Raw genomic sequence first — 26,124 nt, 5'->3', positions numbered from 1 at the left:
AAAAATCTGACAGTCCCGGAGCCGGCCTTGCCGGCGATTGCCTCTGGGCACACTCAAGACGCCCGCCAGCACACACAACCCGATCACCCCCAACGCATACACCTCCCCCGTCAGCAGCAGGCCGACACTGTGCACCATCCACCCGGCCAGCATCGCCGGCACGCAGAACGCCAGGTAGCTCAGCACATAGAACGTCGCCATCAGCCCTGCCCGCTCATGGGCCTCGGCCAGCGGCATGATGCTGCGCAAGGCCCCGAGGAAGCTCGCGCCAAAGCCGACACCGGTCACCACCGTCGCCAGGAAGAACAGGCTCAAGGCCCCCGTGTACAACGCCAACAGCATCAACAGCATGCCACTGGCCAGTACGCCGGTACCCAACCACAGAATCTGCTCAGCCGCACGCAAGCGCAGACGATAGATCGCAATGGCCCCGGTGACCGTCAACGCCGCCACCAGCCCGCCACCCACCAGGTTCGAGGTCGAGCCGGTCGCCTCACGCACCAACGACGGCGCCAGCGACAGGAAGAACCCGCCCACCGACCAGCCTGCGACATTCACCGGCAACATCCGCCACACTGCCGCCCTGGCCTGTGGCGGCACATGCAGGCTTGGTCGCAACGACGCCAGCGCGCCGGGCTGGCGACTGACACTCTCCGGCAAGCGCCAAACCAGCGCTGCCTGCACGACAAACAGCACCAGCAACACGCCATAGGCCAGATGCAACGGCCACGGCGCATATTCCACCAGCAGGCTGGTACCCAGCGCACCGCTGGCCATGCCCAGCAGCGGCGTCAGGCTGTTGACCAACGGGCCCTGCTCACGGTCGATATCCAGCAGAGCCGCACCCAGCACGCTGGTGGCCATGCCGGTGGCAAACCCTTGCAACATTCGCGCGGCGATCAGCCAGCCGACACTGTCGGCCAGCAGGAACAACAGCATGGCGATGCTTTCCAGCACCAGCGCCGTACACATCAGCGGCCTACGCCCCAGGTAATCCGAGAGCGACCCCACCGTCAGCAACGCCACCAGCAAACTCAGCGCGTACACCGCAAAAATCAGCGTCAGGGTTGCCGCCGAAAACTGCCAGGCTTCCTGGTACAAGTGGTACAGCGGCGTCGGCGTGCTCGAGGCAGCGAGGAAGCCGAGCAAGGCAATCGCCAGGAACATCAGGCGAAAGCGCCTTGAAGCCGGGGCATTGAAGAATGCGAACATGATCAGGACTCCGCTAAAGCGACTATTTAGCTTTTGCGGAGTCTGCGCGCCTCGCCCCCTTAACGCAAACCCTTTGTGTTAAGGTCGCCGCCATGGCTATTAAAGAAGGTATACGCACCGGCGGTCGCAGCGCCCGTGTGCAGGCATCAGTCCATGCGGCCGTTCGCGCCTTGCTCAAGGAGCAGGACCGCGCGAGCCTGACCGTCCCGCTGATTGCCGCCCGCGCCGGGGTCACCCCCTCGACCATCTACCGCCGCTGGGGCGAACTGGCCGCCTTGCTCGCCGATGTCGCGGTCGAGCGCCTGCTGCCGGACACCGCCCCCAGCGACACCGGTACATTGCGCGGCGACCTGCGCGCCTGGACCGAGCAGTACCTCGACGAGATCACCTCGGAGCCTGGCCGCAACCTGATGCGCGATGTGCTCAGCAGCGCCTGCCCCGGTTACTGCACCAACATCCTGCGTGGGCAGTTGCAGGTAATACTCGACCGCGCGCAGGCACGCGGCGAGCCGTTGCCGGACATCGACCGCCTGCTTGACCTGATCGTCGCCCCAACCGTCTACCGCACCCTGTTCGCCGAAGCCCCGCCGACGCTGGAGCAGCTCTACGCCCTGCTCGACATGACGCTGCCCGAATGAAACCTGCGACGCTCTGCCACTGCTACCTTGGTCGGCGCTGACGAACTGCGAGCGGCGTGCCAGACTGATTGATCGAGGTAGGCTGCCACGGTTGGCGGCGCGCGCATATTTTCGTTCGGAGTTGTCATGTCGCTGTCCAGTGGGCTGATCGCAGCGGTCGCCCTGGCCTATATGGCCATCATGTTCGCCATCGCCTTCTACGGCGACCGCCGCCGCACACCGTTGCCGCCGCGCCTGCGTGCCTGGGTGTACAGCCTGTCGTTGGCGGTGTACTGCACCAGCTGGACGTTCTTCGGTGCGGTCGGGCAATCGGCCGAACAACTCTGGGCCTTCCTGCCCATCTACCTGGGGCCGGTGCTGTTGCTGCTGTTTGCACCCTGGGTGCTGCAGAAGATGGTGCTGATCAGCAAACAGGAAAACATCACCTCGATTGCCGACTTCATCGCCGCGCGCTACGGCAAGTCGCAGTCGCTGGCGGTGGTGGTGGCGCTGATCTGCCTGGTCGGCGTGTTGCCGTATATCGCCTTGCAGCTCAAGGGCATCGTGCTCGGGGTGAACCTGCTGATCGGCGACAGCGCCGACGCCACCGGCAGCCGCGTGCAGGACACCGCGCTGGTGGTCTCGCTGGTGCTGGCACTGTTCAGTATCGTTTTCGGCACGCGCAGCCTGGACGTGACCGAGCACCACCGTGGCATGGTCCTGGCGATTGCGTTCGAGTCACTGGTCAAGCTGCTGGCCTTCCTCGCCGTGGGCGCCTTCATTACCTTCAGCCTGTACGACGGTTTCGATGACCTGTTCAGCCAGGCGCGCCTGGCCCCGCACCTGGAGGGCTTCTGGAAAGAGACGGTCAACTGGCCATCGATGATCGTGCAGACCGGCGTGGCGATGATGGCCATCGTCTGCCTGCCGCGCCAGTTCCACGTCACCGTGGTGGAGAACATCGAGCCGCAGGACCTGCGCCTGGCGCGCTGGGTGTTCCCGATCTACCTGATCCTCGCCGCGCTGTTCGTGGTGCCGATTGCCCTGGCCGGGCAGATGCTGCTGCCCGGGGTGATCCCGGACTCCTACGTGATCAGCCTGCCACTGGCCGAAGCGCACCCGGCGCTGGCCCTGCTGGCCTTCATTGGCGGCGCCTCGGCGGCCACCGGCATGGTCATCGTCGAGGCCGTGGCCCTGTCGACCATGGTCTCCAACGACATGCTGCTGCCGTGGCTGCTACGGCGCAACAATGCCGAGCGGCCGTTCGAGGCGTTCCGTCACTGGATGCTCTCGGTGCGACGGGTGACCATCGTGGTGATCCTGTTGCTGGCTTATGTGGCCTACCGTTTGCTCGGCTCCACCGCGAGCCTGGCGACCATCGGCCAGGTCGCCTTTGCCGCCGTCACCCAGCTGACCCCGGCGATGCTCGGCGCGCTGTACTGGAAGCAGGCCAACCGCCGCGGCGTATTCGCAGGCCTGGCGGCGGGGATCTTCCTATGGTTCTACACCCTGGTGCTGCCGATTGCCGCGCACAGCGTGGGCTGGTCACTGGACCTGTTCCCGGGCTTGGCCTGGCTGCACGGCAACCCGCTGGACCTGCCGATCACCCCACTGACGCAAGGTGTGGTGCTGTCACTGGCGGGCAACTTCACGCTGTTTGCCTGGGTCTCGATCCTGTCCCGCACGCGGGTGTCCGAACACTGGCAAGCCGGGCGCTTCATCGGCCAGGAAACCAGTGCCCGGCCGAGCAACCGTTCGTTGCTGGCGGTGCAGATCGAGGACCTGCTGAGCCTCGCGGCGCGCTTCGTCGGTGAAGAACGTGCACGCCAGAGCTTCATCCGTTTCGCCTACCGCCAGGGCAAGGGCTTCAACCCCAACCAGAACGCCGACGGCGACTGGATCGAGCACACCGAGCGGCTGCTGGCCGGCGTACTCGGCGCCTCCTCCACCCGCGCGGTGGTCAAGGCCGCCATCGAGGGCCGCGACATGCAGTTGGAGGACGTCGTGCGCATCGCCGACGAAGCCTCGGAAGTGCTGCAATTCAACCGCGCCCTGTTGCAGGGCGCGATCGAGAACATCAGCCAGGGCATCAGCGTGGTCGACCAGTCGCTGCGCCTGGTGGCCTGGAACCGCCGCTACCTGGAACTGTTCAACTACCCCGACGGCTTGATCAGTGTCGGCCGGCCGATTGCCGACATCATCCGCTACAACGCCGAACGCGGGTTGTGCGGGCCGGGCGAAGCCCAGGTCCACGTGGCCCGGCGCCTGCACTGGATGCGCCAGGGCCGCGCGCATACCTCCGAGCGGCTATTCCCCAATGGCCGGGTGATCGAGCTGATCGGCAACCCGATGCCGGGCGGCGGTTTCGTCATGAGCTTCACCGACATTACCCCGTTCCGCGAAGCCGAGCAGGCCCTCAAGGACTCCAACGAAGGCCTGGAGCAGCGTGTCGCCGAGCGTACCCACGAACTGTCCCAGCTCAACCAGGCGCTGACCGAAGCGAAGAGCCACGCCGAATCCGCGAACAAGTCCAAGACGCGCTTCCTCGCCGCCGTCAGCCATGACCTGATGCAGCCGCTGAACGCCGCGCGGCTGTTCTCCGCTGCCCTCTCGCACCAGGGTGACGGGCTGTCCGCCGATGCCCAGCAACTGGTCCAGCACATGGACAGCTCGCTGCGCTCGGCGGAAGAGCTGATCAGCGACCTGCTGGATATCTCGCGCCTGGAAAACGGCAAGATCACCCCGGACGCCAAGCCCTTCGCCCTCAGCGAGCTGTTCGACACCCTGGGCACCGAGTTCAAGGTGCTGGCGCAGCAGCAGGGCCTGGATTTTCGCGTACGCGGTAGCGCACGCCGCGTGAACAGCGACATGAAGCTGTTGCGGCGGATCCTGCAGAACTTCCTGACCAACGCCTTCCGCTACGGCAAGAGCCCGATTCTGCTCGGCGTACGGCATAAGCGCGACCATCTGTGGCTAGAGGTCTGGGACCGTGGCCCAGGCATTGCCAACGACAAGTTGCAGGTGATTTTCGAAGAATTCAAACGCTTGGACAGCCACCAGACCCGCGCCGAAAAAGGCCTGGGCCTGGGCCTGGCGATTGCCGACGGCCTGTGCAAGGTACTCGGTCATCCACTGGAAGTGCGCTCGTGGGCCGGCAAAGGCAGCGTGTTCCGGGTCAAGGTGCCGCTGGCCACGACGCCGGCGGTTGCCGTGGCAAAGCCCGCCGAACAGGCCGGGCAACCGCTGGCCGGCCTGCACGTGCTGTGCGTGGACAACGAAGACAGCATCCTGATCGGCATGAACAGCCTGCTCAGCCGCTGGGGTTGCCAAGTCTGGACCGCGCGCAACCGCGAAGAATGCGCCGCCCTGCTCGACGAGGGCCTGCGCCCGCACCTGGCGTTGGTGGACTATCACCTGGATGACGGCGAGATCGGCACCGAACTGATGGCCTGGCTACGCACCCGCCTGGGCGAGCCTGTACCCGGTGTGGTGATCAGCGCCGACGGCCATGGCGAAACCGTGGCCAAGGTGCATGCCGCCGGCCTCGACTACCTGAGCAAGCCAGTCAAGCCGGCCGCCCTGCGTGCCCTGCTCAATCGCCATCTGAGCCTGGTTCAGTAACCCGTTCGGGCGAGGTGTCGGTGTCGCTCATCGCCCGTTCCAGCAGCTCGGCCGGCAAGCTCTTGCTGGCGCGGGCGCCGAGCAGCTTGAGCTGTTCACTGCGGCTGATCAGGTTGCCACGCCCTTCGCAGAGCTTGTTGCGGGCCGCCGCGTAAGCCTTGTCGACCTGCTGCAAACGGCTGCCGAGCTCGTCCAGGTCCTGGATGAACAACACGAACTTGTCGTACAGCCAGCCGGCACGCTCGGCGATTTCGCGGGCGTTCTGGCTCTGGCGCTCCTGCTTCCACAGGCTGTCGATAACCCGCAAGGTCGCCAGCAAGGTGGTCGGGCTGACGATGACGATCTGCCGGTCGAAAGCCTCCTGGAACAGGTTCGGCTCCGCCTGCAAGGCTGCCGAAAAGGCCGCCTCGATGGGAATGAAGAGCAGGACGAAATCCAGGCTGTGCAGACCTTCCAGACGGTTGTAGTCCTTGCCGGAAAGCCCTTTGACGTGATTTCGCAATGACAGCACGTGTTGCTTGAGGGCCACCTGGGCGACCTCGCTGTCGGGCGCGCTGATGTATTGCTGGTAGGCGGTGAGGCTGACCTTGGAGTCGACCACCACCTGCTTGTCACCGGGCAGCATGATCAGCACGTCCGGCTGGAAGCGCTCGCCGTCGGCGCTCTTGAGGCTGACCTGGGTCTGGTACTCGCGGCCCTTCTCCAGGCCCGCCTGCTCCAGCACCCGCTCCAGGATCAGCTCGCCCCAGTTGCCCTGGGTCTTCTGCCCCTTGAGGGCCTGGGTGAGGTTGTTGGCCTCTTCACCCAGGCGCAGGTTCAGTTGCTGCAGGCGCTCCAGCTCCTTGGCCAGCGAGAAGCGCTCACGGGCTTCGTGCTGGTAGCTCTCTTCCACGCGCTTTTCGAATGCCTGGATACGTTCCTTGAGCGGGTCCAGCAACTGACCTAAATGCTGATGGCTGGTCTGGGCGAAACGCTGCTCGCGCTCATCGAAGATCTTGCTGGCCATTTCAGCGAACTGCGCCCGCAGCTCATCACGCGAACCCTGCAGATCAGCGAGGCGCTGGGCGTGGCTGTCCTGCTGCTCGCGCAACTCGGCGCCCATCGCCGCACACTGGGCGTCCAGGCGGCGCAGCTCGGCTTCGCGGCTTGCACGCTCCAGTTGCCAGGCATGTGCAGCGTCACGTGCGTTGTCGCGATCGATCTGCAGCAGCTCCAGCTCTCGGTTCTGCGCAGCCAGCGTGGCCTGCTTGGCCGCGTTGGCCTGGCCCAGGTCGCTGATTTCGTCTCGGCTGGCATCGAGTTGCGCCGTCAGCCCCTCCTGCGCGAGCACGGCGCTGTTCAAGCGCTCCTCGCTCAGCGCGGCCTGGGCCTGTTGCCCGGCAACGCGGCGCTGCCACTGCACCAGCACGATCACCGCAGGCACCGCGCTGACCAGCATGCCCAGCAAAATGCTGGTCAGATCCATTGCAGCCATCGACAGCATGCTCACCCCCTAGGAAAACTTCCCAGAGCTTAACAGCCCCGAGGCGCCGCGCACTCAGCCAGACGGCAATTGCTTGAGCAGCAGTTGGGCGCCCTGGTCGCCGGCACGCGCGGCCTGGCGCAACAGCTCATGGCCGATGCGCCGGTCACGGGCAGTGCCGCAATCACGGCAGAGCATCTGCCCCAGCCGGCTTTGCGCCACCACCACACCCTGGCGCGCCGGGGTTTTCAGCAGGCGCCCGGCAAAGTGCTTGATGTTGCGGTTTTCACCCAGGTGCGGGTTGTCGAGCAGCCACAGGGCTACCTTGAGCGACAGGCGCTTGGGTTCAGCTGGAGGGGTGACGGATGAGGTCGAATCGGGGCTTTTGCTGCGAAACTTCATAAAAAACAGTGCAGGCAACTCGTGAGGCGCGCCACTCTACTTCATTTTTCCGACAATGGCCGAGCGTTCTTCACAGTTTTTTTCATTCTGGTGCGAGTTTTTTTCTTGACGTTTCAGACGGCTATTCGGCCAGTCGGAAAACCGCAAGGAGGATTGTCAGACAGATCCGAATTAGCTGGCACGCCCGTCCTAGAGCAAGCGCACGGGACAATCCACAGAAGCTGTGGATAACTCGGTGGACAACCCCGTTTAACACCCCGCAAACCCCGGTAGAATGGGGGCTTCGCTCAAACTGACGATTTTTTCACCAGCTAAAAAAAGTGTTTTTTTTTCATTGACTTGTAAACCTGACCTAGGCATCAGCAGCGCCGCGCGGGGATGTTGCATTGTCGTTACAGGCCCTGCGTCATATGTGCACAGCTGCCTCAATGCGAGGCGCGCAACTGCACGAAAATGGCTCAGCAGGCTGTCAGGTGGCCTGCTGCCCCCCTTCACAGAGAGGCCATAAAGCGAGATACTGGCCGGCTCCGCGAATAAAAAGCACGGGGGCTTGCACTAATCAACAAGCTGTTGTAGTCTTGCCGCCGTTAGTACCAAGCTGAAACTCAATTCTGGCCAAAGCAGTCCTTACAGTTGCCCTGTTCACCTACCTTACGAACAGGCCCTGTTGAAACCAGGACCGGCCCACTTGATGACTCCCAGGCAACCTTTACCTCCCTGCCGAGTCAACCTGCAGATTGAACAGGATCTTTCCCAGCGGCATCGAACCTTTGCCCTGATTTATTGCCTGTCCTCTGAGTACCTACCAGTCAGCCCCAGCGCCACATTATAAATGCGCTCACCACTGGCTGCCCTGTTCCAGTCAGGTTCTTCGCTCGTAGCCCTAAAGCCGAGCGCTACTGGAACGTTTTAAGCGTATGCGGATCTGAATCCGTGACTTTTGCAGGAACTTCCAATAATGATGACTCAATCCATTAATACTCAGGCTGCGATTCGCACCCTAACCCAGGCCTTTGCCCCCCTGAACTGCCTTATCCTGGCTTCGTCGCGCAAGGGTAGCTTCAGCTTCACCCTGGTCGACGACAACGGTATCGCTCAGCACAGCGAACGCCTGTACCCGGAGCAGTACACCACGCCTGCCCCACTGCAGGCCGTTATCGACCGCACGCGCCAGTCATTGATCGCGTAAGGCTCGCTAACCGGCAAGACCCAAGGGCCCCGCTTATAAAGTGGGGCTTTTTGCATCTGCAGCTCGGGAAACAGGTCGATAGAACCTGTAGGACGCTTCCGGAAATACACGAATGCCCGGCATTATTCGGCTTGGCTTTAAGTCCAGAACTGCATATGCGGTCTGGGCAGAAGCTACAAATGATTTAAAAACAGCCCTTTACAGCATGAATATGACACTACACTTCAACTCAAGCGGCCTGGACCGCTTCCGACGGGCCTGACCGATCCACCCGCTGCCAAGCACCAGCGTCCCGTCGGCCATCTTCCAGTTCGAGGGCACTATGGGTATCGCCGCGAGCGAGTTGAGTCAATTCGTGATCCGCCCCACGCTGATCTACCTGGGCCGTCACTGCCCCAGCGCCGAGGCCCTGCTGCTAGGGGTCGCAGCCAGCCAGTCAGCCCTCGGCTCGGCCCTCCACGACCGTCGTGGCCATGGCCTCTACCGTATCGGCGAAAACCGCCACCAGACGCTCTGGGACGAGTATCTCGCTCGCGACCCGGAGCTTGCCAGCCTGGTTCGCGGCCTTGCCAGCCAGCACGCCTTCCTCGCCGGCCCGCACCTGGAACTGACCGTCAACCTGCGCTACGCCACCGCCATCGCCTGGATGCTCATCGAAGAGCAATCGCCAGCATTGCCGGCCGCCGATGACCTGCTAGGCTTGGCGAGAATCTGGCGTCAAACATTCCAGCCACAAGGCCGGCTGTGTGATTTCACCCGCGCCTGGCAAGCCTGTGTTGCCCCGGTCACGTTGCAAGCCTGCTGATTCCCGCACGAGATGGACCTCGACAAATCTCGCAATTATGGTCAGATTGTCCTACAAAACCGCTCTATCTCCTGCGATACAGCCTATAGCGCCGCCCCAAAAATGTTGGTACTTTGCGCCACGGTGATCCCAAGGAGTTCTAATAATGAAAAAAGTAATACTCAAAACCTCGCTCAGTGTTGCGGTAGCCGTGGCTTCGACACAACTGTTTGCCAGTGGTTTTGCCCTCAACGAACAAAGTATCAGCGGTATGGGTACAGGTTTCGCCGGGCGTTCTTCTTCTGCCGATGATGCCAGCACCGTGTTCGGCAACCCTGCCGGCATGTCTCGCCTGAAACGTGAACAAGTAACTGTCGGTGGCGCTGCAATCATCGCCAAGACCGACATCAGCAACGCCAGCAGCACCTTCGGTGGCAGCAACGACGGCGACATGGTCCCGTTCGTGGGCGTCCCGATGGGCTACTACGTCAAGCCAATCGACGAAAACTGGACCTTCGGCTTCGGCATGTACGCGCCGTTCGGCCTGGTCACCGACTATGAAAACGGCTTCGCCGGCCGCTACTTCGGCAGCAAGAGCGAAGTACAGGTCGTCACCCTGCAGCCAACCATCAGCTACGCCTTCAACGACAAGGTCTCGATCGGTTTCGGCCCGACCATCAACCGTATCGATGGCACCCTTGAGTCCGCGTCACTGAACGCCGGCTCGCTGGGCCGCAATGACGGCAAGGTGAAGATTTCCGGTGACGACACCGCTATCGGCTACAACGTCGGCATCCTGGTGCAGGCCACTGACCGCACCCGCGTAGGCCTGACCTACCACTCGATGGTCGACTACAAGCTTGAAGGCGACACCAAGATTCAAGGTTCCGGTTTCAGCGTCTTCAGCGGCAGCAAGTTCGACGCTTCGCTGAAAATCAAAACCCCGGAATCGGTTGACCTGTCGGTCACCCACGAACTGGATGACAACTGGACCCTCTATGCCGGTAGCACCTTTACCCGCTGGAGCCGCCTGGAAGCCATCACCGTGAACAACAAGGGCGTTCCAGCCGCACTGGCACCTGGCCTCGGTCAGATCAGCGAAGAGCAGAACTGGCACGACACCTGGGCCCACGCCATTGGTGCAGCTTACAAAGTGAACAAGGAATGGACCCTGCGCGCTGGCTTCAGCGTCGACCAGTCGCCAACCAACAACGTCAACCGCTCGCCGCGCATCCCGACTGGCGACCGCAAGGCAATCAGCCTGGGCGCTGGCTGGAGCCCGAGCGAAGACATGACCATCGACGTGGCCTACTCCTACCTGTGGGAAGAAGACGCGAAGATCAACATGACCACTTCGGCAGCTGACCGTGCTCACTTCAAGGGCTCGTACAACGCCAAGTATGAAAACAGTGCTCACGGCCTGGGTGCATCCCTCACCTACCGCTTCTGATTTCAGCCTTGCTGCATGAAAAAACCGCCTTCACGGCGGTTTTTTTCATTCTGCTGGCCAGACACCTTGCAACTGCTCCTGCACGTAATCCATGAACACGCGCACCTTGGGCGTCAGTGCAAAGCGGTCGGTCACGCAGAGGTAGACCTCCATCGGCTCGGTTTGCGCGTAGGCACGCCCAGGCTGCGAGTACTCGAACAAGCGCACCAGCTCACCCCGCTGCAAGTACGGCCGCGCGATAAACTCCGCCAGCCGGGTGACGCCGCCGCCATTGGCAGCCATCTGCGCCAAGGTATCAATGTCGTCGCTGATCAGCACGGGACCAAACTCGGCATCGAAACGCAGCCCATCGCGAACAAACCCCCAGCGCAGAAAGCGGCCATCGACCGGGTAGCGAAACACCAGGCAACGATGCTGCTTGAGTGCTTCCGGAGTCTGCGGCCAACCGGCCTGCTCCAAATATTCAGGGGCGGCGCAGCAGATGAAGGGAATGCGCGCGATCTGTCGCGCCACCAAGCCCTCCTCCATCTGCGGGGTGATGCGAACACTGATGTCCACCGCCTCCCGAGCGTGATTGACCTTGCGATCATTCGTAATCAACTCAATCGAAAGCAGCGGGTAGCGTGCGCAGAATGCCGGGATCAACGGCGCCAGCACATGGCGGGCGAAGGCCGAGCTGGAGGCGATGCACAAGCGCCCTTGCGGCTCGCTGTCCACCGCAGTGACCGCCACCTGCGCCTGCGCCAGGTCACGCTCGATATGCCTGACTCGCTCGTAGTACTGCGTACCACTGGGGGTCAGCGACATGCTGCGGGTAGTACGGGCCAGCAAACGCACCTGCAGGTGCGCTTCAAGACGGGCAATATTCTGGCTGACGGCCGCTGCACTGAGGCCAAGGCTGCGCGCGCCAGCGGCAATGCTGCCGGCTTCCACGACCTTGACGAAACTCTTGATCGAGCCGAGCAGGTTCAAGGGAAATCTCCGCTATTCGTAAGATTCCCTTTATAAAGACCTAACCCCCCGACGTCTACTGACAGGCAAATCCGCTTGTTAACCTGCGCGCTCCGTTGAACCTGAAGGAGCCCGCATGACCTCAACCACCCTCACCCGCCGCCGCAAACTCGGCGTACGCGCCACGCCCTACGTCTTCGCGTTGTACATGTCGTCGATCATGGCGCTGCTGATGTGCTTCGTCATCACCGCCGCCAACAGCGGCCTGGGCGAAGGCTATGTGGCCAATGCACTCAAGGCCTACCAACTGGCCATGCCCGTCGCCTTCGCCTGCGTGCTGGTGGTGCGCCCGATCGTCCTCAAGCTGGTGGCCTGGACCGTGCACCCGGCCTCCAACAAACCCTGAAGCGTCAAGGGTGCGAAGCGATAGCCTGCTCGATGGCGGCCCTGAACTGCGGATCATCCGGCTTGGTCAGGCTGGAGAAGCTGGCGACCACCTTGCCCTGGCGATCGACCACGTACTTGTAGAAATTCCATTTCGGCGCATTGCTTTGCTTGGCCAGCTCGCGGAACAGGTGGGTAGCGTCGGCGCCGCGCACCGGCTGCGGCTCGGTCATGGTGAAGGTCACGCCGTAGTTGGCATAGCAGACCTTGGCGGTCTCTGCGGCGTCCTTGGCTTCCTGCTTGAAGTCGTTGGAAGGTACGCCGAGCATCTCCAGGCCTTGGCCCTGATACTCCTTGTAGACGGCCTCGAGGCCTTCGAACTGCGGCGCGAAACCGCAATAGCTGGCGGTATTGACCACCACCAGCGGCTTGCCGGCGAACTGCTCGCACAGGTTGACCTGCTCCTTGGCGCGCAGCTTGGGTAGATCGCCCCGCAGCAGTTCAGGGCATTGCGCCGCCAACGCGCCGCCCGCGCCAGCCAGCATGAACAGTGGGACCAGCATCCAGCGTATGCGCATCTTCCTTCTCCCAAGCGTAGGTGCAGAAGCACAGCTTACGCCTAGCAGACGCCCATGCCCAATTGCATCAATGCCAGCCCGCCGCGCTGCCAACCCCACCAGGCGAGGGTCAGCAGCAAGGCCGCCAACAGCAGCCCTGCCAGCCACAGGCGGACCCGACTCACGCCGCCCCCGCTTGCGCCTGCAGGCGCGCAACCGGGCGCTCACGTACCGGCCAGTTCAGCGCGGCCGCGAGCAAGCTGAGCAGGATCGAGATCTGCCAGACCAGGTCATAGTTGCCCGTGCGGTCATACACCACGCCACCCAGCCAGCCACCGAGGAACGCGCCCAACTGGTGGAACAGGAACACGATGCCACCGAGCATCGACAGGTTGCGCACGCCAAACAGGGTGGCCACGGTGCCGTTGGTCAGCGGTACGGTCGACAGCCACAGCAGGCCCATGGCGATACCGAACAGGTAGGCGCTGAACTCGGTAATCGGGGCCCAGAGGAACAACACGATGACCACCGCACGCAACAGGTACAACGCGGTCAGCAGGCGCGGCTTGGACATTCGCCCACCGAGCCAGCCGGCGGTGTAGGTGCCGACGATATTGAACAGCCCGACCAGCGCCAGCACCGTGGTGCCAATGGTCGCGGGCAGGTGTTGATCGACCAGGTAGGCTGGCAGGTGCACGCCAATGAAGACCACCTGGAAGCCGCAGACGAAGAAACCCAGCGCCAGCAGCCAGAACCCCGAATGCGAGCAGGCTTCGCGCAGTGCTTCGCCCAGGGTCTGATCATGGCCTTGTAGCGGCAACGGCTTGTCCCGCAGCATCAGCACCAGCGGGACGATCAGCGCGACCAGCAGGCCGAGTACCAGCAGCGCGGCAGACCAGCCCAGCCACTCGATCAGGCCGAGGGTGCCGGGCAGCATGGCGAACTGGCCGAAGGAGCCTGCGGCACTGGCGATGCCCATGCCCATGCTGCGTTTTTCAGGCGGTACGGCGCGGCCAACAACGCCGAGGATGACCGAGAAGGAGGTCCCGGAAAGGCCGATGCCGATCAACAGGCCGGCGCTCAGCGACAACGTCAGGGCCGAGTCGGACAAGCCCATCAGGATCAGGCCGACGGCGTAGAGAATGCCACCGATCATCACCACCCTGGCGGCGCCGAGGCGATCAGCCAGGGCCCCGGCGAATGGTTGCGCCAGGCCCCAGACCAGGTTCTGCAAGGCGATGGCAAGGGCGAAGACTCCGCGCCCCCAGCCAAAGTCGGCGCTCATCGGCGCCAGGAACAGCCCGAAGCCGTGGCGCACACCCAACGACAGGGCCAGGATCAGCGCTGCCCCCACAAGAATCCAACCACTGGTCCGCCATACCGATGTCATTGTTGTTTTCTCCCGACTGCAGCAAGGGTTTGCGGGTATATACCCGCTTAGACTTGTAAAAAACTCACGCAAGTTGCTCCAGCAAACGCACCAGCTCATCGCGCTGGGCTTCGCCCAGGTTGTCGACCAGGCTGCGTTGCGCGGCTTCCCAGGCGGGTTCAGCGGCGAGTACGCGCGCCTTGCCCTGCTCGGTCAGGATCACCAGTCGATTGCGCAGGTCGTTGCCTTCAGCCAGGGCCAGCAGGCCTTCGGCTTCGAGCACCTTGACGTTGCGCCCGAGCGTACTGCGGTCCAGACCCATGGCTTCGGCCAGGCTGGAGATGCTCGGTTGGTCGAGTCGGCGAACGTGGCGCAGCAGGGAAAACTGGGCGACATTGATGCCGAAGCCTTCAAGGGCCTCGTCGTAATGCCGGCTCACCCCACGGGCGGCACGACGCAAATGGGTGCAGATGCATTCACTGGTCAACATGAATAGGTGTATATACCCGCATCCGCCGTAACACAAGGAAATAATTCAGCCTGAGATGGCTTCTGCAGCGGTTGGTATTGCCGGCGTAGGGGCAGCGGATTGGCTGGCGACTGCCATGCGAGTGCCTTGCACTCGATCGCTGGCAAGGCCAGCTCCCACAGAGGTATTCGCCGCGCTATAAATCCCTGTGGGAGCCGGCCTTGCCGGCGATGGGGCCCAATGGATCAATGAATCACTGGCGACTCACAGCGCCAACCCCACCAACACCGCTACCTCCAGCAACTCCAGCAATGCCCCGGCCGTATCCCCGGTGGTGCCACCCAACCGGCGCATCATCACCCGGCGCAACAGCACAAACACCGCGACCGCCACGGCGACCGACAGCACCCCGCTCCACCCGGCCAGCGCCACACAGCCCAGCACACTCAGCGCCAGCACCATACACCCCGCCCGCTTCGGCAGATGATCAGCCAACGCCTGCCCCAGGCCGCCGCTGCGCACATAGGGTGTGCCCAGGAACAGCCCCAGCAACGCCGCCCGCCCCAGCACCGGCGCCAGCAGCAAGGCAAGCCCTTGCCCGGCCTCGATCAGCGCCAGTAAGGCGGCAAACTTGACCAGCAGCACCAGCACCAGCACCACCACGGCAATCGGCCCGCTGCGCGGGTCCTTCATGATCGTCAGCGTGCGCTGCCGATCACCAAACCCGCCCAGCCAGGCATCCGCGCTGTCCGCCAGGCCATCCAGGTGCAACGCCCCGCTCAGCCACACCCAGGCGCACAACAGCAGCGCCGCATGCAGCAACAGCGGGCTACCCGCCAGCAGCAGGTTCAAGCCCCAGAGCACAGCGCCAAACAACAACCCCACCAGCGGATAGAACAGTAATGAACGCCCCATCTGCGCAGGCGCCGGCATCCCCGGCAAACGCACCGGCAGGCTGCTGAGAAATTGCAGGGCAATCCAGAACGGCAGCATCAGCCCGCTTCCCGCCACTGTCCATCACCCTGCAGTACCAGACGACACAGCGCGCCATGACGCACCTCGACCTGCAGCAACTGCTCACGCGGCAGCCCCCGCGCCTGGGCCAACAGCAGGCGCATCACGCCGCCGTGGGTCACCAGCAACACGCGCTCGCCCGCATGCTTTTGCTGCAATCGCGCCAACGCGCCCTGCACCCGCGCGGCAAAGGCTTCGACCGGCTCGCCACCCGGCGGGGTGAAGGCATAGGGGTCTGCCCAGAACTTGCCCAGGCCCGCCTCATCGCTCTGCATCAACTCGGCAGCGCTACGCCCTTCCCACTCGCCGAAATGCAGCTCCTGCACATCCGCCTCAACGCTCAATGGCACACCGCGCAGGCCCGCCAGCTCCTCGGCAAACCGCGCACAGCGCTGCAATGGCGAGGTAATCAGCCGGTCCCACGGGCCGCCCGCGACCACGGCTTCACGCATCTGCGCCCAGCCCTGCTCGGTAAGCGCATCGTCGAGGCTGCCGCGCAGGCCGCCACCCAGTTCGGTTTCACCATGGCGCAGCAGGTCAAGGATCATGCCGGGCGATCCGCCACAGCCGCCTCGGCAAAGGTCGCCATCTGCCCATGCAGGTCGCAGGCCAGACGCAGCAGCGGCACCGCCAACGCCGCCCCGCTGCCTTCGCCCAGGCGCAAGCCCAGCTCCAGCAACGGCTCGGCCTCAAGCTCGGCCAGCACGCGGCGGTGTCCAGGCTCCGCACCGCGATGACCGAAGAACAGCCACGCCCGGCAACCGGGGTTGATGCGCACTGCCGTCAGCGCCGCCACCGTGCAGATAAAACCGTCCACCAGCACCGCAACGCCTTCCTGCGCACAGGCCAGGTACGCCCCCACCAGCGCCGCGATCTCGAAACCACCAAAGCAGAACAACTGCTGCAACGGATCATCCGCCAACCCGGCATGGGTCACGCGGGCACGCTCGATGACGGCCGCCTTGTGCTGCACGCCCTGCGCATCCAGGCCGGTGCCCGGGCCGGTCAGTTCACTGGCGGCGCACCCGAGCAACACGCTCGCCAGCGCGCTGGCCGCGGTGGTATTGCCGATGCCCATCTCGCCACCGATAAACAGCTGGGTGCCCGCCTCACGCGCCCGCAGCACGCTGTCCCGGCCGGCCTGCAAGGCCTGCTGGCCTTGCTCGGCCGTCATTGCCGGAACCTCGGCGAAGTTTGCCGTGCCACGCCCGATGTGCAGGTGGCGCACACCCGGCAGTTCCTGCTCAAGCGTCGCCGTACCCAGGTCGATGACTTCCAGGCGCGCGTCCAGCTGGCGCGCCAGCACACTGATTGCCGCCCCACCGCTGACGAAGTTGAGCAGCATCTGCCCGGTCACGGCTTGCGGATAGGCCGAGATGCCTTCGGCAACCACACCGTGGTCACCGGCAAAAATCGCGATCCACAGCTGCTGCACGCTTGGCTTGAGCTGGCCTTGCAGCCCAGCCAGTTCCACCGCCAACTGCTCCAGCCGGCCCAGTGAGCCGGCCGGTTTGGTCAGTTGCTGCTGACGCGCCAAGGCCTGCTCGCGCATGTCAGCCGCTACAGGACGACAGGCGTTCAGCCACCAGGTTTGACTCATGATTCGCATCCTTTGAGGGTAAGCGGGAGACCCGCAACGGTCAGCACCACACGCTGGCAGCGCTCAGCCACGGCCTGATGCAGCCAGCCGGCTTCATCGACGTAGCGCCGGGTCAGCTCGCCCATGGGCACCACGCCCAGGCCGGTCTCGTTGCTGACCAGAATGATTTCACCTGGCAGCGTCGGCAGGCATTCGAGCAGCGCGTCACGTTCGGCGGCCAGGCGCTCGGGGTCGTCCAGCATCAGCAGGTTGGTCACCCACAGGGTCAGGCAATCGACCAGCAGGCAACGCTGCACCGCCGCCTGTTCGCGCAGCACCCGGGCCAGCGCCAGCGGCTCTTCGATCAGCGCCCATTCGGCCGGGCGACGCTCGCGGTGCAGGCGCACCCGCGCGCTCATTTCGCCGTCCAGCGGTTCACTGGTGGCAATGTAGGTGACGGCCAGGCCACTGGCCTGCGCGCGCTGTTCGGCGAGGCGGCTCTTGCCGGAGCGGGCGCCGCCGAGGATCAGGTTGAGCATGTCAGTTCAGCCCACAGAGTTGACGGAGCCGGTCGCAGTCCAGATGGTTCTGCACCAGGTCCGCCAGGCGTTCGATATCCACTTCGCGCAGGGCGTGATAGTCGACGTGCTCGACCTCGCTCAACCCCGCCCAGCGCAGCAGCGCGGCGCAGGACGCCGTCGATTCGAACAGGCCGTGCAGATAGGTGCTGAGGATTTGCCCATCGGCGCTGATCGCCCCGTCGCAACGGCCGTCTTCCAGCTGCACGGCCGGCCGCTCAAGGGCCGGGCCACGGGTGACCCCGGCGTGGATTTCATAGCCGCTGATCGCCGCCTGCTCCAGCGACAGGGTGCCGCCGATATTGCGCAGCTGCTTTTCGGCCTCAAGTTCGGTGACGTAGTCCAGCCAGCCCAGCCCCGGGCTGCTGCCCGCCGGGCCTTCAAGCCCGAGCGGGTCGTCGACGCGCATGCCGAGCATCTGCAAGCCGCCACAAATGCCCAGCAGCTTGCCGCCATACCGCAAATGGCGGGCGATGGCCTCCTCCCAGCCGCGCTCGCGCAACTGGGCCAGGTCACTGCGCACGCTCTTGGAGCCGGGCAGGATGATCAGGTCGGCCGGCGGGATCGCCTGGCCCGGGCCGATGAACTGCAGGTCGACCTGCGGGTGCAGGCGCAGCGGGTCCAGGTCGGTGTGGTTGCTGATGCGCGGCAGCACCGGGACGATGACTTTCAACACCTGCGCCTGCTTGTCGCCCTGGCGCTGGTCGATGCCGTCCTCGGCTTCCAGATGCAGGTCCATCACATAGGGCAGCACGCCGAGCACCGGTTTGCCGGTGCGCTCCTCCAGCCAGTCAAGGCCCGGCTGGAGCAAGGCGATGTCGCCGCGAAAACGGTTGATCACGAACCCCTTCACCCGCGCCTGTTCAGTCGGCGAGAGCAATTCAAGGGTGCCCACCAGATGCGCGAACACCCCGCCCCGGTTGATATCGGCAATCAGGATCACCGGGCAATCCACCGCCTCGGCGAAGCCCATGTTGGCGATATCGCCAGCGCGCAGATTGATCTCGGCCGGCGAGCCGGCGCCTTCGACCATCACCACCGGATAGGCCGCGCTCAGGCGCTCATGCGAAGCCAGCACCGCTTTCATCGCGATGGATTTGTAGTCGTGGTACGCCACCGCGTTCATGCTGGTGACGGCGCGGCCATGGATGATCACCTGCGCCCCGGTGTCGCTGTTGGGCTTGAGCAGCACCGGGTTCATGTCGGTGTGCGGCGCCAGCCCGGCGGCCTGCGCCTGTACGGCCTGGGCCCGGCCGATCTCGCCGCCATCGGCGGTCACGGCGCTGTTGAGCGCCATGTTCTGCGGCTTGAACGGCACCACGCTGACGCCCTGGCGGGTCAGCCAGCGGCACAGCGCGGTCACCAGGGTGCTCTTGCCGGCATCGGAGGTGGTGCCTTGCACCATCAGGGTGGTCATGGGTGTTCCTTGCGGTATTCGGCCAGGGCCTGGGTCAGGCGCTGCCAGTCGGATTCTTCAGCCGGCAGGCCGAAGCGCAGGCTTGAGGTGACGCTGAACAGTCGCAGCAGAATGCCGCGACGGGCCATGAATTCGTACAGCTCGTCGGCTTGATCCAGCTCCAGGTACTGGAACAGGTCACAGCCCCCGGCGGGTTTAAGGCCGGCGGCTTCGAGGGTTTTGGCCAGCCGTGCACTGGCCTCGGCACAGCGTTTGATCTGCAACTGATGCGCGGCGCGGTCGAGCAGGCAGGCCTGCCCGAGTATCCGCGTGGGACCGCTGATGGCCCACGGCCCCAGCTGTTCCGCCAGCAATTGCAGCAACTGCCGTTCAGCCAGCACAAAGCCCAGCCGCACGCCGGCCAGGCCAAAGAACTTGCCGAACGAGCGCAGCACGATCAAACCGCTTCGCCAGGTTTGCGCGGCGATGCTTTGCCCCGGGGTGTTGTCCATGAATGCTTCGTCGACCAGCAGCCAACCACCGCGCTGGGCCAGCTTGGCGTGCCATTCGAGCAAACGCTCAGGCGCCAGTTTGTGCCCGGTCGGGTTGTTCGGGTTGACCACCACCAGCACATCCAGGCTGTCGAGGTAGAACTCGACCTGGTCCTCGCTCAGCTCGCGCACCCGGTGCCCGGCGCGGCGCCAGCCTTCGGCGTGCTCGGCGTAGCACGGCGAGAGCACGCCGACCTTGCCGCTGCGGCGCAAACGCGGCAGGGCCTGGATCGCCGCCTGCGAACCGGCCACCGGTAGCAACTGACTCACACCATAGAATTCGGCGGCAGCCTGCTCCAGGCCATCGTCGGTCTCCGGCAGGCGCGCCCAGGCGCGGATCGGGATCTCGGGAATCGCGAAGGGCCAGGGCGCGATGCCGCTGGACAGGTCCACCCAGTCGTCCTGGGCGATAGCGTATTCGCGTATCGCCCGCTGCAGGCGACCACCGTGTTCAAGCATAGAATTCTGCCCCCAGGCACAAGAGCAACAACCACAACCAGACACCCTGACAGACCAGCCGCCAGCCACGTTCAATGGCATCGGCATCGGCCTGCGGACCCTCGCCCAGCGGCGCACGCTGGTGCAACTCACCATGATAGACCGCCGCGCCACCGAGCTCGACACCCAGCGCACCGGCACCGGAGGCCATCACCGGCCCGGCATTCGGGCTGTCCCAGGTCGGGCCCTGGGTACGCCAGCATTTGAGCGCCAGGCGGGTCTTGCCCAGCAGCGCGTAGGTCAGCGCGACCAGGCGCGCCGGAATGTAGTTGAGCACATCATCGATCTTCGCCGCCGCCCAGCCGAAGCGCTCGAAGCGTTCGTTGCGATAGCCCCACATGGCGTCCAGGGTATTGCTCAGGCGGTACAGCACCACCCCGGGCGCACCGGCCACAACAAACCAGAACAGCGCGGCGAACACCGCGTCACTGCCGTTCTCCAGCACCGACTCGGTGGCAGCGCGAGCCACGGCAGTTTCATCCAGCTCGGTGGTTTCGCGGCTGACCAGGTACCCGACCCGGCGCCGCGCTTCGTCCAGATCCCCTGCGCGCAACGCCTCGGCCACCGGGCGGATATGCTCGCCCAAGCTACGCAGGCCAAGCGCGCAATACAGCAGCAGGATCTCCACCACCCAGCCGATATAGGGCAGCCAGGACAGCGCAGTGGCCAGCAGGGTCAGCGGCACCACGGCAAGGAACCAGGCGGTGACGCCATGGCTGCGCCAGCCACGCCCGCCGGCATTGAAGCGCTGCTCCAGGCGCCCGGCCATCCGCCCAAACGCGACCAGCGGGTGCCGACGTTGAGGCTCCCCCAGCAGCGCATCCAGCGCCACGCCGGCAACCGTCAACAACGCCACACTCATTCCTGCTCTCCCCATTGATTGTCGTACAGCATTTCGCTCAGTGGCCGTGGTGCGGCCCAGCCTTCGAGCGCCAGCATCGGCGCCGGATAAAACGCCTCTACCGGGCCCAGGCAGAGGATCGCCAGCGGCTTGGCCCCAGCCGGCATACCCAGCAGATCGGCCAACGCCTGCGGGTCGAACAGCGACACCCAGCCCATGCCTAGGCCTTCCGCACGCGCCGCCAACCAAAGATTCTGGATGGCGCAGGACAACGACGCCAGATCCATTTCCGGCAAGGTCCGCCGGCCAAAGATGTGTTTCTCGCGCTCATCCATCAACGCCGCCACCAACACCTCGGCGCAGTCGTTGATGCCTTCGACCTTGAGCTTCATGAAATCGTCCGAACGCTGCCCCAGCGCTTCGGCAGTGCGTACCCGCTCATCCTCGACCAGCGCCTGGATCTGCTGGCGCAGGTCGCGCCGGGTGATGCGGATAAACCGCCAGGGCTGCATCAGGCCGACACTGGGCGCCTGGTGTGCGGCCTCAAGCAGCCGGGCCAGCAGTTGCGGGGCCACCTCGCCGCCGGCAAAGTGGCGCATGTCGCGCCGCTCGCCGATGGCGCGGTACACCGCCGCGCGCTCGGCAGCGCTGTACGCCAGTTCGCTCATGGCGCCAACAGCGCCGCCAGCGCCGCGGGGTTGGAGGGGAAATAGAAGTGCACGTAGGACGCCGTCAAGCGGCCAATGCGGTAGACCGCTTCTGCACCTCGGCCACCATTCGGGCTCTGGCCACGGGCGATGGGCTCAAGCGTGGTGCTGGTCAACGAGTGATGGTAGGTGTGCCCGCGCAGGGTGCCTTCCGGCAACTCCACCGCTTGCAGGGCCAGCGCTGCCAGGCGCTTCTGCATGACCGCCTCGCCCGCCAGCAAGCCGACCAGTTCGGCGCGCTCGCCGGCGACGTCGGTCAGCGAATCGAGCAGATACAGCATGCCGCCGCACTCGGCCAGCAGCGGCTTGCCTTCGGCATGGTGGCCGCGAATGGCCGCGAGCATCGGCGCGTTGGCCGCCAGGGCCTGGTGGTGCAGCTCCGGGTAGCCACCCGGCAGGTACAGGCTGTCGGCAGGTGGCAGCGCGCTGTCGTGAATTGGCGAGAAGAAGCTCAGTTCAGCACCCATCGCCCGCAGCAGGTCCAGGCTCGCGCCATAGGTGAAGGCGAAGGCTTCATCACGCGCGACAGCAATGCGCACGCCAGCCAGCAATGGCTCGGCGGTGCTGACCTCAGGCGCGGCAAACGCCACCGCCGGCGGCAGCGACGACTCGCAGCTCTCCCCCAGCGCCTTGGCCGCAGCGTCCAGGCGCAGGTCGAGGTCAGTCAGTTCGCTGGCCTGCACCAGGCCCAGGTGCCGGCTTGGCAACTCGATGCCGGTCTCCCGCGAAAGCCCGCCATACCAGCGCAGGCCTTCCGTCAGGCTGCCCTCAAGCAATTGCGCATGGCGCAAGGTGCCGACCCGATTGGCCAGCACCCCGGCAAACGGCAGGTCCGGCTGGTAGCGCGCCAGGCCAAGCGCCAGGGCACCAAAGGTCTGGGCCATTGCCGTGCCGTCGATTACGGCCAGCACCGGTACACCAAAGTGCCGGGCCAGGTCGGCGCTGGACGGCGTGCCGTCGAACAGCCCCATCACCCCTTCAATCAGGATCAGGTCGGCTTCGCCTGCCGCTTCCCACAGCAGGCGCTTGCTTTCTTCGGCGCCGACCATCCACAGGTCCAGTTGATACACCGGGTGGCCGCTGGCACGTTCGAGGATCATCGGGTCGAGAAAGTCCGGCCCGCATTTGAATACCCGCACCTTGCGCCCCTGATTGCGGTGCAGGCGGGCCAGTGCGGCGGTGACGGTGGTCTTGCCCTGGCCGGAGGCCGGTGCGGCGATCAGTACCGCCGGGCAATGCCGGGTTTGCCTCATAGCTCGACGCCCTTCTGGGCACGAATGCCGGCCTGGAAGGCGTGCTTGATCATGCCCATTTCGGTGACGGTATCCGCCAGCTCGATCATTTCCGGCTTGGCGCCGCGACCGGTGACGATCACATGCTGCATCGGCGGGCGCGCCTGCAGGTCGCTGAGCACCTGGTCCAGGTCAAGGTAGCCGTGCTTGAGGGCGATGTTCAATTCGTCGAGCACGACAAAGCCGATGCTCGGGTCTTGCAGCAGCTCGCGGGACACCGCCCAGGCGGCTTCGGCGGCGGCGATGTCACGCTGGCGGTCCTGGGTTTCCCAAGTGAACCCCTCGCCCATCACGTGGTAGCGCACTTCCTCCGGGAAGCGACGGAAGAACAACTCTTCACCCGTGCTGTTGCGACCCTTGATGAACTGCACCACGCCGCCTTTCATACCGTGGCCCAAGGCCCGCGCGAGCATGCCGAAGGCCGAGCTGCTCTTGCCCTTGCCATTGCCGCTGAGCACCAGCAGCAGGCCGCATTCATTGGGCGAGCTGGCGATGCGTTCGTCGATGATGGCTTTCTTGCGCTGCATGCGCGCCAGGTGGCGTTCGTCACGGTCAGTGGATTCGGTCATCGGGGGTTCTCCGCAGGCAGCCGTCGGCGCCAGGTAGGCAGCGCTCACGCCAAAGGTGGCGAGCAGCGCAGGAAGGGACGGCACGACAGATGAGTGGATGGCACACGGAAAACGCGCAGGGCTCGGCCTTTGGCCGCAGGGGTCCGCGCATCACCCTCCGTGATGCCGTTGGCTGTAACAGGCCGGTCTCCGGGCTCATGAGCGGGGCTTGGCAGCCGCCAGAACGTGCGCCTTCCCGGGGTTTTCCCAGTGGCCATGCACGCGCTTTGACTCATTTACCGTTGCGGGGGCAGCGCCGGAATCGCGCACTGCATGCGCTCACCGGCTTCCCAGTTTCACCCTGCCAAGCCATCGGCCGCAGAGCACCTGAAACAAGCCGCGAAGGTTAGAGGGTTGGGCCCGGAGCGTCAATTAAAGGTGCGCACACCGACCCCGATCAATGGCACATCTGTCACCTTGTGCGACACTCGCAACGGTGATATCACTAAGCCATTACTTGTGGCGAATCTCACAACAATGAATAGGAGAGCGCAGCATGCAAGGCCTGATCATCAACAACCCGCGCCTGGAGTTCCTGCGCCCGGCGCTGGAACGCTGGAACGAGTGCATTGAACGTTTCAATCAGGTCCTGGGCGACGCTGAAGCGCCTTACTGGCAAGGCGCACAGGCCAATATCGGCATATTGTCGGCGGCAGCCTGGCAGGCCGAGCTGGTGACCTTGCAAGCCGGCCAGAGCAAAAAGCAGCGATCCGAAGGCGAACGCGAGCGACGCTGCGACCTGCTGATCGCCAGCCGAGAAGAGTCGGCCTACCTGCACGTGGAACAACGCTGGCCGAAAATCGGCAAGCTCGACTTGAATGAAGCCCTGGCGGAAACCGCCGCACTGGCCAGGCAGGTGGCCTACCCCAGCCAGCTGAAGATCGCGACCTTGTTCGCCAGCCCCTGGAAAGCCGGCCAGCACGCCAGCCCCGAAGAGCTGCAGGACCTGGTCGATGACCTGCAAAAGCACACGGCCTGTGCGATTGCCTGGTTCTTCCCCTATGGTTATCGCAAATTGCACACCGAACTGGGGCAGTATCACCCCGGCATCATCCTGTTGCTCAAGCAGGCTTGACGGAACCTTGCCAGGCCGGCGTGCTTCTATTGCAGTAGTACGCCGCCATCGCGAGGGACTTCGATCATGCGCACCCCACATATTGCACTGCTGCTGGTAGTCAGCGGCGGGCTGGCCGCCTGCGGCGAAAGCGCCCGCCTGGACGTCGGCGCTGGCAGCGGGCCATCGCCGCAACTGCCGGAGCCGAACAAGACGCTCATCCCCACCGTCAATATCGCCCCGGCTGTCGGCTGGCCAGCGGGCGGCAAACCCGTGGCGGCGCCGGGCACCCAGGTGCAGGCCTTCGCCGACAAGCTCGACCACCCGCGCTGGCTGTATGTGCTGCCCAATGGCGATGTGCTGGTGGCCGAGACCAATGGCCCGGCAAAGCCGGACGACGACCAGGGCATACGCGGCTGGATAGCCAAGAAAATCATGGGCCGGGCAGGCGCCGGCGTGCCGAGCGCCAACCGCATCACCCTGCTGCGTGATAGCAACAACGATGGTGTGGCCGATACCCGCACGACCTTTCTCGAAAATCTCAATTCGCCGTTCGGCATGACCCTGGTCGGCAACGACTTCTATGTGGCCGACACCGACCGGCTGCTGCGCTTCCCGTATGAGCCCGGGGCGACCTCGATCAAGGCCCCTGGCACCCCGCTGGTCGATCTGCCGGGCGGGCCGCTGAACCATCACTGGACCAAGAACGTGATCGCCAGTGCTGACGGCAGCAAGCTCTACGTGACTGTCGGTTCGAACAGCAATGTCGGTGAAAACGGCATGGACCAGGAAAAAGGCCGGGCGGCGATCTGGGAGGTCGACCGCGCCAGCGGCGAGCACCGCCTGTTCGCTTCAGGGCTGCGCAACCCCAATGGCCTGGCCTGGGAGCCGCACAGCGGGCAGTTGTGGACGGCCGTGAACGAGCGTGACGAGATCGGCAGCGACCTGGTGCCGGACTACATCACCTCGGTGCAGGACGGTGGCTTCTATGGCTGGCCCTACAGCTATTACGGGCAGCATGTGGATGTGCGTGTGCAGCCGCAGGATGCGAACCTGGTGGCCAAGGCCATTGCTCCGGATTATGCGGTGGGGCCGCATACCGCTTCGCTGGGGCTGACGTTTGCCGAGCCGGGGGCATTGCCGGCGCCGTTTGATCAGGGCGCGATCATTGGCCAGCACGGCTCGTGGAACCGCAAGCCGCACAGTGGCTACAAGGTGTTGTTCGTGCCGTTCAGTACCGCAGGAAAGCCGGCGGGCAAGCCGATTGACCTGCTGACCGGGTTCCTCGACAAGGACGAGAACGCCATGGGGCGGCCGGTGGGGGTGGTGAACGATCACCGGGGTGGGGTGTTGGTGGCGGATGATGTGGGGAATGTGATCTGGCGGGTGAGCAAGGCGCAGTGAACGTTGGTCGCGGGGCCGGTGATACCCGTGAGAGCAACTGCCTTGCAGCAATCTCTGTGGGAGCTGGCCTTGCCAGCGATGCAGGCACCGCGCAGTGAATGACACCGCGTCGATGCAATCGCCGGCAAGGCTGAA

Annotated in this window: 26 protein-coding genes and 1 riboswitch; of the genes, 8 read left to right on the top strand and 18 right to left on the bottom strand. The window is 64.5% G+C overall.

The features are described from left to right. On the bottom strand, positions 1-1,212 hold a 1,212-nt coding region (locus M5G11_RS26965), incomplete at its 3' end, for an MFS transporter (RefSeq protein WP_273912287.1). A 92-nt stretch (positions 1,213-1,304) separates the two neighbouring features. Between M5G11_RS26965 and M5G11_RS26960 the strand changes: the two genes are divergently transcribed. Both M5G11_RS26960 and M5G11_RS26955 read left to right on the top strand, forming a co-directional pair. Continuing rightward, a complete protein-coding gene (locus M5G11_RS26960) occupies positions 1,305-1,850 on the top strand; it encodes a TetR/AcrR family transcriptional regulator (RefSeq protein ID WP_273912286.1) in 546 nt (181 codons plus the stop codon). A gap of 126 nt (positions 1,851-1,976) precedes the next feature. Then, positions 1,977-5,450, top strand: a complete 3,474-nt coding sequence (locus M5G11_RS26955; protein WP_273912285.1) for a PAS domain-containing hybrid sensor histidine kinase/response regulator — start codon at positions 1,977-1,979, stop codon at positions 5,448-5,450. Here the strand turns inward: M5G11_RS26955 and M5G11_RS26950 are convergent. Beyond that, on the bottom strand, positions 5,422-6,807 hold the full coding sequence (locus M5G11_RS26950) for a DNA recombination protein RmuC (protein ID WP_273912289.1): 1,386 nt from the start codon (positions 6,805-6,807) through the stop codon (positions 5,422-5,424). The two genes, M5G11_RS26955 and M5G11_RS26950, sit on opposite strands and share 29 nt — an antisense overlap. 180 nt (positions 6,808-6,987) lie before the next feature. Continuing rightward, the gene (locus M5G11_RS26945; RefSeq protein WP_273912283.1) at positions 6,988-7,314 is read right to left on the bottom strand and encodes a sel1 repeat family protein; all 327 of its coding nucleotides are present in this window, start codon (positions 7,312-7,314) and stop codon (positions 6,988-6,990) included. A 961-nt stretch (positions 7,315-8,275) separates the two neighbouring features. On the opposite strand from M5G11_RS26945, the gene M5G11_RS26940 reads away from it, so the two are divergent. The 3 genes from M5G11_RS26940 (at position 8,276) to M5G11_RS26930 (ending at position 10,737) form a co-directional block, all read left to right on the top strand. Beyond that, on the top strand, positions 8,276-8,503 hold the full coding sequence (locus M5G11_RS26940; protein WP_273912288.1) for a hypothetical protein: 228 nt from the start codon (positions 8,276-8,278) through the stop codon (positions 8,501-8,503). A 322-nt stretch (positions 8,504-8,825) separates the two neighbouring features. Then, positions 8,826-9,308 (top strand): hypothetical protein, encoded by a 483-nt coding sequence (locus tag M5G11_RS26935; protein WP_273912282.1) that lies wholly within the window; start codon positions 8,826-8,828, stop codon positions 9,306-9,308. A gap of 145 nt (positions 9,309-9,453) precedes the next feature. Beyond that, the gene (locus tag M5G11_RS26930) at positions 9,454-10,737 is read left to right on the top strand and encodes an OmpP1/FadL family transporter (protein WP_273912281.1); all 1,284 of its coding nucleotides are present in this window, start codon (positions 9,454-9,456) and stop codon (positions 10,735-10,737) included. Positions 10,738-10,782: 45 nt separating this feature from the next. Here M5G11_RS26930 and M5G11_RS26925 read toward each other — a convergent pair whose 3' ends face one another. Continuing rightward, positions 10,783-11,709, bottom strand: a complete 927-nt coding sequence (locus M5G11_RS26925) for a LysR family transcriptional regulator (protein WP_273912280.1) — start codon at positions 11,707-11,709, stop codon at positions 10,783-10,785. A 115-nt stretch (positions 11,710-11,824) separates the two neighbouring features. Between M5G11_RS26925 and M5G11_RS26920 the strand changes: the two genes are divergently transcribed. Then, the gene (locus tag M5G11_RS26920) at positions 11,825-12,094 is read left to right on the top strand and encodes a DUF2798 domain-containing protein (RefSeq protein WP_273912279.1); all 270 of its coding nucleotides are present in this window, start codon (positions 11,825-11,827) and stop codon (positions 12,092-12,094) included. A 4-nt stretch (positions 12,095-12,098) separates the two neighbouring features. Here the strand turns inward: M5G11_RS26920 and M5G11_RS26915 are convergent, their stop codons facing one another. From M5G11_RS26915 to cobO, 14 genes are all read right to left on the bottom strand, one after another. After that, the gene (locus M5G11_RS26915) at positions 12,099-12,650 is read right to left on the bottom strand and encodes a glutathione peroxidase (protein ID WP_273912278.1); all 552 of its coding nucleotides are present in this window, start codon (positions 12,648-12,650) and stop codon (positions 12,099-12,101) included. Positions 12,651-12,691: 41 nt separating this feature from the next. Beyond that, complete coding sequence (locus M5G11_RS26910) at positions 12,692-12,814, bottom strand: hypothetical protein (RefSeq protein WP_273912277.1); 123 nt, start codon at positions 12,812-12,814, stop codon at positions 12,692-12,694. Continuing rightward, complete coding sequence (locus M5G11_RS26905) at positions 12,811-14,019, bottom strand: MFS transporter (RefSeq protein ID WP_273912276.1); 1,209 nt, start codon at positions 14,017-14,019, stop codon at positions 12,811-12,813. The genes M5G11_RS26910 and M5G11_RS26905 overlap by 4 nt, the downstream gene beginning before the upstream one ends. Before the next feature lie 64 nt (positions 14,020-14,083). Beyond that, positions 14,084-14,488: a MarR family winged helix-turn-helix transcriptional regulator gene (locus tag M5G11_RS26900; protein WP_273912275.1), complete on the bottom strand. Its 405-nt coding sequence runs from the start codon at positions 14,486-14,488 to the stop codon at positions 14,084-14,086. Positions 14,489-14,731: 243 nt separating this feature from the next. After that, positions 14,732-15,460 (bottom strand): adenosylcobinamide-GDP ribazoletransferase, encoded by a 729-nt coding sequence (locus M5G11_RS26895; protein WP_273912274.1) that lies wholly within the window; start codon positions 15,458-15,460, stop codon positions 14,732-14,734. Beyond that, a complete protein-coding gene (cobC, locus tag M5G11_RS26890) occupies positions 15,460-16,029 on the bottom strand; it encodes an alpha-ribazole phosphatase family protein (RefSeq protein ID WP_273912272.1) in 570 nt (189 codons plus the stop codon). The genes M5G11_RS26895 and cobC overlap by 1 nt, the downstream gene beginning before the upstream one ends. Further along, complete coding sequence (cobT, locus tag M5G11_RS26885; RefSeq protein ID WP_273912271.1) at positions 16,026-17,081, bottom strand: nicotinate-nucleotide--dimethylbenzimidazole phosphoribosyltransferase; 1,056 nt, start codon at positions 17,079-17,081, stop codon at positions 16,026-16,028. Before cobT ends, cobC begins: the two co-directional genes overlap by 4 nt. Continuing rightward, positions 17,078-17,599: a bifunctional adenosylcobinamide kinase/adenosylcobinamide-phosphate guanylyltransferase gene (gene cobU, locus M5G11_RS26880; protein ID WP_273912270.1), complete on the bottom strand. Its 522-nt coding sequence runs from the start codon at positions 17,597-17,599 to the stop codon at positions 17,078-17,080. The genes cobT and cobU overlap by 4 nt, the downstream gene beginning before the upstream one ends. Position 17,600: 1 nt before the next feature. Continuing rightward, positions 17,601-19,055: a cobyric acid synthase gene (locus M5G11_RS26875; RefSeq protein WP_273912269.1), complete on the bottom strand. Its 1,455-nt coding sequence runs from the start codon at positions 19,053-19,055 to the stop codon at positions 17,601-17,603. Then, a complete protein-coding gene (gene cobD, locus M5G11_RS26870; RefSeq protein WP_273912268.1) occupies positions 19,052-20,044 on the bottom strand; it encodes a threonine-phosphate decarboxylase CobD in 993 nt (330 codons plus the stop codon). The genes M5G11_RS26875 and cobD overlap by 4 nt, the downstream gene beginning before the upstream one ends. Then, a complete protein-coding gene (gene cbiB / locus M5G11_RS26865; protein ID WP_273912267.1) occupies positions 20,037-20,945 on the bottom strand; it encodes an adenosylcobinamide-phosphate synthase CbiB in 909 nt (302 codons plus the stop codon). The genes cobD and cbiB overlap by 8 nt, the downstream gene beginning before the upstream one ends. Then, a complete protein-coding gene (bluB, locus tag M5G11_RS26860) occupies positions 20,942-21,592 on the bottom strand; it encodes a 5,6-dimethylbenzimidazole synthase (protein WP_273912266.1) in 651 nt (216 codons plus the stop codon). The genes cbiB and bluB overlap by 4 nt, the downstream gene beginning before the upstream one ends. Continuing rightward, positions 21,589-22,884 (bottom strand): cobyrinic acid a,c-diamide synthase CobB, encoded by a 1,296-nt coding sequence (locus M5G11_RS26855; RefSeq protein ID WP_273912265.1) that lies wholly within the window; start codon positions 22,882-22,884, stop codon positions 21,589-21,591. The genes bluB and M5G11_RS26855 overlap by 4 nt, the downstream gene beginning before the upstream one ends. After that, entirely contained in the window at positions 22,881-23,492 is a 612-nt protein-coding gene (gene cobO / locus M5G11_RS26850) for a cob(I)yrinic acid a,c-diamide adenosyltransferase (protein WP_273912264.1), read from the bottom strand. Before cobO ends, M5G11_RS26855 begins: the two co-directional genes overlap by 4 nt. A 163-nt stretch (positions 23,493-23,655) precedes the next feature. Next, positions 23,656-23,877: riboswitch (cobalamin riboswitch) on the bottom strand. Between the two features lie 150 nt (positions 23,878-24,027). Between cobO and M5G11_RS26845 the strand changes: the two genes are divergently transcribed. Then, positions 24,028-24,606 carry a hypothetical protein gene (locus tag M5G11_RS26845; protein ID WP_273912263.1) on the top strand — a complete coding sequence of 193 codons (579 nt, stop codon included), beginning with the start codon at positions 24,028-24,030 and terminating at the stop codon, positions 24,604-24,606. A gap of 66 nt (positions 24,607-24,672) precedes the next feature. Beyond that, complete coding sequence (locus M5G11_RS26840; protein ID WP_273912262.1) at positions 24,673-25,989, top strand: PQQ-dependent sugar dehydrogenase; 1,317 nt, start codon at positions 24,673-24,675, stop codon at positions 25,987-25,989. The last annotated feature ends 135 nt before the right edge of the window (positions 25,990-26,124 follow it).

This window comes from Pseudomonas fontis (assembly GCF_028656955.1).
Taxonomy (GTDB): Bacteria; Pseudomonadota; Gammaproteobacteria; order Pseudomonadales; family Pseudomonadaceae; genus Aquipseudomonas; species Aquipseudomonas fontis.
The sequence above is the reverse complement of the archived record's forward strand: the minus strand, read 5'-3'. Positions and strand labels throughout refer to the sequence as shown.

Bases quoted from the DNA above. Each gene is read 5' to 3' on its own strand.
- cobC (WP_273912272.1), bottom strand. From the start codon at position 16,029: ATGATCCTTGACCTGCTGCGCCATGGTGAAACCGAACTGGGTGGCGGC.
- M5G11_RS26905 (WP_273912276.1), bottom strand. From the start codon at position 14,019: ATGACATCGGTATGGCGGACCAGTGGTTGGATTCTTGTGGGGGCAGCG.
- M5G11_RS26960 (WP_273912286.1), top strand. From the start codon at position 1,305: ATGGCTATTAAAGAAGGTATACGCACCGGCGGTCGCAGCGCCCGTGTG.
- M5G11_RS26895 (WP_273912274.1), bottom strand. From the start codon at position 15,460: ATGCTGCCGTTCTGGATTGCCCTGCAATTTCTCAGCAGCCTGCCGGTG.
- M5G11_RS26875 (WP_273912269.1), bottom strand. From the start codon at position 19,055: ATGACCACCCTGATGGTGCAAGGCACCACCTCCGATGCCGGCAAGAGC.
- M5G11_RS26935 (WP_273912282.1), top strand. From the start codon at position 8,826: ATGGGTATCGCCGCGAGCGAGTTGAGTCAATTCGTGATCCGCCCCACG.
- M5G11_RS26900 (WP_273912275.1), bottom strand. From the start codon at position 14,488: ATGTTGACCAGTGAATGCATCTGCACCCATTTGCGTCGTGCCGCCCGT.
- M5G11_RS26940 (WP_273912288.1), top strand. From the start codon at position 8,276: ATGACTCAATCCATTAATACTCAGGCTGCGATTCGCACCCTAACCCAG.
- M5G11_RS26915 (WP_273912278.1), bottom strand. From the start codon at position 12,650: ATGCGCATACGCTGGATGCTGGTCCCACTGTTCATGCTGGCTGGCGCG.
- cobO (WP_273912264.1), bottom strand. From the start codon at position 23,492: ATGACCGAATCCACTGACCGTGACGAACGCCACCTGGCGCGCATGCAG.
- M5G11_RS26845 (WP_273912263.1), top strand. From the start codon at position 24,028: ATGCAAGGCCTGATCATCAACAACCCGCGCCTGGAGTTCCTGCGCCCG.
- M5G11_RS26930 (WP_273912281.1), top strand. From the start codon at position 9,454: ATGAAAAAAGTAATACTCAAAACCTCGCTCAGTGTTGCGGTAGCCGTG.
- cbiB (WP_273912267.1), bottom strand. From the start codon at position 20,945: ATGAGTGTGGCGTTGTTGACGGTTGCCGGCGTGGCGCTGGATGCGCTG.
- M5G11_RS26955 (WP_273912285.1), top strand. From the start codon at position 1,977: ATGTCGCTGTCCAGTGGGCTGATCGCAGCGGTCGCCCTGGCCTATATG.
- M5G11_RS26855 (WP_273912265.1), bottom strand. From the start codon at position 22,884: ATGAGGCAAACCCGGCATTGCCCGGCGGTACTGATCGCCGCACCGGCC.
- cobD (WP_273912268.1), bottom strand. From the start codon at position 20,044: ATGCTTGAACACGGTGGTCGCCTGCAGCGGGCGATACGCGAATACGCT.
- cobU (WP_273912270.1), bottom strand. From the start codon at position 17,599: ATGCTCAACCTGATCCTCGGCGGCGCCCGCTCCGGCAAGAGCCGCCTC.
- cobT (WP_273912271.1), bottom strand. From the start codon at position 17,081: ATGAGTCAAACCTGGTGGCTGAACGCCTGTCGTCCTGTAGCGGCTGAC.
- M5G11_RS26920 (WP_273912279.1), top strand. From the start codon at position 11,825: ATGACCTCAACCACCCTCACCCGCCGCCGCAAACTCGGCGTACGCGCC.
- M5G11_RS26840 (WP_273912262.1), top strand. From the start codon at position 24,673: ATGCGCACCCCACATATTGCACTGCTGCTGGTAGTCAGCGGCGGGCTG.
- M5G11_RS26945 (WP_273912283.1), bottom strand. From the start codon at position 7,314: ATGAAGTTTCGCAGCAAAAGCCCCGATTCGACCTCATCCGTCACCCCT.
- bluB (WP_273912266.1), bottom strand. From the start codon at position 21,592: ATGAGCGAACTGGCGTACAGCGCTGCCGAGCGCGCGGCGGTGTACCGC.